Origin of the sequence: uncultured Campylobacter sp. (assembly GCF_937949835.1) — a bacterium.
GTDB lineage: Bacteria > Campylobacterota > Campylobacteria > Campylobacterales > Campylobacteraceae > Campylobacter_B.
Genome location: NZ_CALEDC010000082.1, coordinates 1 through 4,808, shown reverse-complemented (window position 1 = coordinate 4,808; position 4,808 = coordinate 1). Strand labels below are relative to the sequence as shown.

Here is a 4,808-nt window from a genome sequence, read left to right as displayed (position 1 = left end):
TTCGCCCTGTGCGCTAAGCTTCGGCGTCAAAGTACCCTCAAATTCGCCTCCGCCGCGCCCTACTTCGCGCACCTCACCGATGATTGCGGCATTTGCGTCAAACTTACGCAGTATATCAAGCGCCCTATCTGCCTCGGCGCTATCTTCTACGATCGCTACGAACGTGCCTTCGTTTGCGAGCTCGTACGGCTCGAAGCCCAGCAGCTCGCACACGCCCACTACTTCGTCGCTGATTTTGATATCTTCTTCGCACACCAAAAATTCAAGCCCGCTAGAGCTTGCAAATTCGTTCAAAACCGCGCTGAGCCCGCCGCGGGTCGCATCTCGCATCGCTTGGATTTTCACGCCTTGCAAGATCAGTTTTTCGACCGCGGCGCAAAGCGGTTTGCAGTCGCTTCGCAGCTCGCTGCTTAGCGCGATCTCGTCGCGTGCTGCGAGTATCACCGCCCCGTGTCGCCCGATGTCGCCGCTAAGCAGGATTTTTGCGCCCGCTTTGATGTTTTGCACGCGCGCAGGTCGCAAAACACGGCCGATACCGCTAGTGTTGATGAAAATTTTATCGCATTTGCCGCACGGCACGACCTTTGTATCGCCGCAAACGATACGAACGCCGCAGCTTCGCGCAGTGCTCGCCATCGAGTCCAGGATGCGTCGCAGCTCGCTTAGGCTAAGCCCCTCCTCGATGATGAGCGCGCAGCTTAAAAACAGCGGCTTGGCGCCCACCATCGCAAGGTCGTTGACGGTGCCGCAAACGGCGATCTTGCCGATGTCGCCGCCGTTAAAAAACAGTGGCGTGACGACGAAACTATCGGTGCTGAAAGCTAGCTCGCCGCCGAAACTCGCAGAATTCAAAGCAGAACTCGGCGCCGTGCGGTCAAAATCCACCCCGGCGTCTAAATTTAGTATCGCGCTATCGTTATTGGCACGCAAAATTTCATTATCAAACGCCGCAAATATCGTCTCGTTGATGAGCCTATTCATCTCCTCGCCGCCGCCGCCGTGGCTTAAAAGTATAGTTTCGTTCAAATTTTTCCTTTTCGCTCGGTTTTAAAATTTAAAGCCCGTATTTCGCAGCCGAACAAGCCGTGCCGCTACGGCGCCGAGCAAAATTTCAAATTAAATTTTAGCCCGACGTTTTGCTTCGGTTAAAATTTTAAAGTACGACTTATTTTTAAAATTTACGCTCTGCTAGCCGGATACTGAGCGCAAAATTTAGCCCGCGTTCTTGACGTCGCCGTATTTATAGTACGCCGCGCACGCCCCTTCGCTTGAGACCATGCACGATCCTATCGGGTTTTGCGGCGTGCAGTGCTTGCCGAAAACCTTGCAATCATAGGGGCTTTTTTTGCCGCGTAAAATTTCGCCGCAGATACAGGCCTTGCTCTCGGGGACGCTTTGTACGCTGCAATCAAACTGCACTCTGGCATCCAGCGCCGCGTACTGCGGGCGCAACTTCATGCCGCTTTTTGGAATTTCGCCGAGCCCTCGCCACGGAAAATCGCAAATTTCAAAATATTTATCTATCAAATTTTGCGCTTTTTGGTTGCCGCCCTCTTTTACGACGCGCTCGTATTCGTTGAAAACCTCGTAGGTGCCGGCATTTTGCTGCTCGACTAAATTTAACACGCCCGCCATTATATCAAGCGGCTCAAATCCGCTTACGGCGATCGGCTTTTTGTAATCCCGCGCGATGCTCTCGTAGACCTTCGCGCCGGTGATCACGCTTACGTGGCTAGGCCCTAAAAACGCGCCTATTTGCACGTCCGCGTCGTCTAAGATCGCTCGCACAGGCGCCGGCACCGTTACGTGGTTGATGTGAAAAAAGAGATTTTTTAGCCCCAGGCTTAGCGCCTTATCGATCAGCACGGCGCTCATCGGCGTCGTCGTCTCAAAGCCGATTGCAAAAAATATCACCGTTTTTTGCGGATTTTCCTGCGCGATCTTTATGCAATCAAGCGGACTATAAAGCGCTCTGATGTCGTGCCCCTCGCTGCGCAGCTTCTGCAAGCTGGTGCGAGAGCCCGGTACGCGCAGCATGTCTGCTAGAGTGCAAAAAATACTCTGCGGCATCGCGGCGAGCTTGATCGCCTCGTCGATGCGACTGCGCGGCATCACGCACACCGGACAGCCGGGACCGTGGATAAATTTAATATTTTTGCCGACCAGGCTCGGAAGACCGAATTTCATGATCGAGTGCGTGTGTCCGCCGCAAATCTCCATAATATTTAGCGGCTTTTTGCTTTTAGAAATTATCAGCTTGCTAAGCGCTAAAATCAGCTCCTTATCCCTAAAATCCTTGATTAGATCCATTATTTACCTTAAATTTTACGGGTTTGCAAGTCGCTTTAGTTTTCTGCGCCGGCTCGCGGCTCCATGCTTTCATACACGGAACCCTCTTCCGCCCTCATCTGCTTTGCAATCTGTTCGTAAATTTCGATACTCTCCTTTGCTCGCTGCGTATCGATCTTCTCCATCGCAAAGCCCACGTGGATCAGCACGTACTCCCCGACCGCCGCGGGTTCGGGGAGCAGATCCAAGCTCACGCCGCGGCGCACGCCCAGAGTCTCCACGGTCGCGAAATTATTTTCGTCGATTGAGATGATTTTTGAAGGGATTGAAAGGCACATTAACGAAATTCCTTCTTGTATTGTAGGAATTTCAGCCATTTTTCCACACCCTCGCCGCTTTTGCTATCAAGCGCGATGACGTCGGCTTTCGGATTGAGCTTGTGCACTTCGCGCACCACCTCCTCCATATCGAAGTCAAAATGCGGTAGCAGCGCGGTTTTAGTGATTACGACGCAGTCTGCGCGGCGAAATATCACGGGGTATTTTGCGATTTTATCGCTACCCTCGGGCACGCTTAGAAGCACTACGTTCAGGTGCGCGCCTACGTCGAATGCCGCAGGGCAGACGAGGTTTCCGACGTTTTCTATGAAAACCAGATCCAAGCCTTTCGTATCGATATGATGAAGCCCCTCGTGAACCATAAAGGCATCCAGATGGCAGGTTTCGCCGGTGCTGATCTGATGGGCCTGCGCGCCCGCTTTTATGATGCGGTCGGCATCGCGGTTAGTCTCTAGATCGCCCTCGATGACGCCGATTTTAAATTTACCGCTTTTGATAGTGGCCTCAAGTAACGTCGTCTTGCCGCTGCCGGGGCTGCTCATCAAATTTAGGCATAAAATTTTATCCTCGTCAAAATGAGCTCTGTTGTGAGCGGCCTCCTCGTCGTTGGCGCTTAAAATTTTACTCATCACCTCAATCGTCTTGGCGTCATTAATAGCGGCATTTACGTGGTTGTGATCGTGCGCGTCGTGCTCGTGATCAATCCCCGCTGCGTGGATATGAGCGTGAGAATGAGTCGTGCCGTCCGCGTGGGTGTGGACATGCTCGTGTGTCATATCTGCGTGCGAATGAGCGCCCGCTTCGTGAGTGTGGCCGATGGAACAGCCGCAATCTTTACACATTTTTTCTCCTTGGATAATAAATTTTGCGCGTAAAATACCACGTTTTTGCTTTAAATGGCGTAAATTTGATAAATTTTATATCAAGACGCGAAATTTTATGAAATTTAACGGGCTTGGAAATTTATGCGCTTCGGTTTTATCTAAATTTCATACGTTGTTTGCGAAGGCTCGACGCAAAATTTTAAAGCTCGCGAGCAAAACACTGCTTTAAATTTAATCGCCTGCTCACAGATTGTAAAGCCGCGCTGCAAATTTAGACCTCGCAGCTCGCAACGGCTCAAAACAAATCCGAGATCGCTATAGATAGGGGCGCGAAATTTAGGGCTTGCGAGTGGATTTTATCCCGGTGCTCTACAATCTCGCGCGTGCTCTCCGGCGTGCCTAACATCAATGCGGCGACCATTTTCATATCGATTTTGTGCTACCTCGGCTTTGCAAATGCGGCACGAAAGCGGCACCTATAAAATTTAGTCGCGAGCCGCTGTGCCGATCTCGCGCCAGTGCGGTAAAATTTAGCCCCACAGCAATAATGCTTTTTGATTAAAATTTCTAAAATTTTGCGCTTTCGTTTGCCGCGTAAATTTAAATAAATTTTATTTGCACGCCTTGCGCAGCTGCCCCACCCAAATTCTCTACTCGATCGAGAATCGCGCTTCGTAACCTGCAAAAGTCGCGCAGCCGCTGCGTTTAAATTTAAAGGCGCATAAATTTAGCACGACGCGCTGTTTTTTAAAAACGTGCAAAAGCCCTACGCTTCGGTGATGACCGCCTTTACGAGCTTGGAAAATTTCACCCCTTTTAGCGCGCCGATTTTGGCGCTGAGCCGCTCGATCTTTGAAATTTTATCCCGCATCGTGATCTCCTCGAAGCAGTGGCGCTCGTCGATGTGGAAGTGGCTGGTGCTGACGATAGTGACGTTTGCGTGGTGCTCGATCTCTACGAGCTGCTCGATTAGGTCGCTTTGGTGATGATCGTAAGCGATGCAAAGCACGCCCACGCAGTCATCCTCGCCATCTCCGTGAAGTACGCCCTCGACCATCTTTTCTCGTATGAGATCGCGGATAAACTCGCTGCGGCTTAGGTATTGCTTGGCGCGCACCATCTCATCGAGATCCTCAAAAAGCTTCGTCGGCAGCGAAATGCTAAATCTTACGGCGCTCTCTTTTTCCTCTTTTTTCATAACTCCCCTCATTTCGCGTATTTTGAATGTAATTTTACCGAAATTCCGCTCAAATAGTAAGAATTTTGCGCTAATTTGGCTTATTCTTTAAAATTTAAAGCTCCAAAGCATCGTGCGTATTTTGAAATTTTGCTCGCGATTTTGCGTTGTATTTTAGTA

Annotated in this window: 5 protein-coding genes; all 5 read right to left on the bottom strand. The window is 50.5% G+C overall.

Features of this window, described 5'->3' with window-relative positions:
- A partial coding sequence (gene hypE / locus Q0256_RS01870; RefSeq protein ID WP_297959552.1) for a hydrogenase expression/formation protein HypE occupies positions 1-1,026 on the bottom strand: 1,026 nt, incomplete at its 3' end.
- Between the two features lie 186 nt (positions 1,027-1,212).
- Positions 1,213-2,310 carry a hydrogenase formation protein HypD gene (hypD, locus tag Q0256_RS01865; RefSeq protein WP_297959550.1) on the bottom strand — a complete coding sequence of 366 codons (1,098 nt, stop codon included), beginning with the start codon at positions 2,308-2,310 and terminating at the stop codon, positions 1,213-1,215.
- 35 nt (positions 2,311-2,345) lie between these two features.
- A complete protein-coding gene (locus Q0256_RS01860; RefSeq protein WP_297901767.1) occupies positions 2,346-2,627 on the bottom strand; it encodes a HypC/HybG/HupF family hydrogenase formation chaperone in 282 nt (93 codons plus the stop codon).
- Entirely contained in the window at positions 2,627-3,469 is an 843-nt protein-coding gene (gene hypB, locus Q0256_RS01855) for a hydrogenase nickel incorporation protein HypB (RefSeq protein ID WP_297959548.1), read from the bottom strand. Before hypB ends, Q0256_RS01860 begins: the two co-directional genes overlap by 1 nt.
- A 748-nt stretch (positions 3,470-4,217) precedes the next feature.
- Positions 4,218-4,649, bottom strand: coding sequence for a nickel-responsive transcriptional regulator NikR (nikR, locus tag Q0256_RS01850; protein WP_005870445.1), 432 nt, complete (start codon positions 4,647-4,649; stop codon positions 4,218-4,220).
- Positions 4,650-4,808 lie beyond the last annotated feature (159 nt).

Excerpts from the sequence above, each read along its gene's own strand:
- hypD (WP_297959550.1), bottom strand. The coding sequence starts at position 2,310 with ATGGATCTAATCAAGGATTTTAGGGATAAGGAGCTGATTTTAGCGCTT.
- Q0256_RS01860 (WP_297901767.1), bottom strand. The coding sequence starts at position 2,627 with ATGTGCCTTTCAATCCCTTCAAAAATCATCTCAATCGACGAAAATAAT.
- hypB (WP_297959548.1), bottom strand. The coding sequence starts at position 3,469 with ATGTGTAAAGATTGCGGCTGTTCCATCGGCCACACTCACGAAGCGGGC.
- nikR (WP_005870445.1), bottom strand. The coding sequence starts at position 4,649 with ATGAAAAAAGAGGAAAAAGAGAGCGCCGTAAGATTTAGCATTTCGCTG.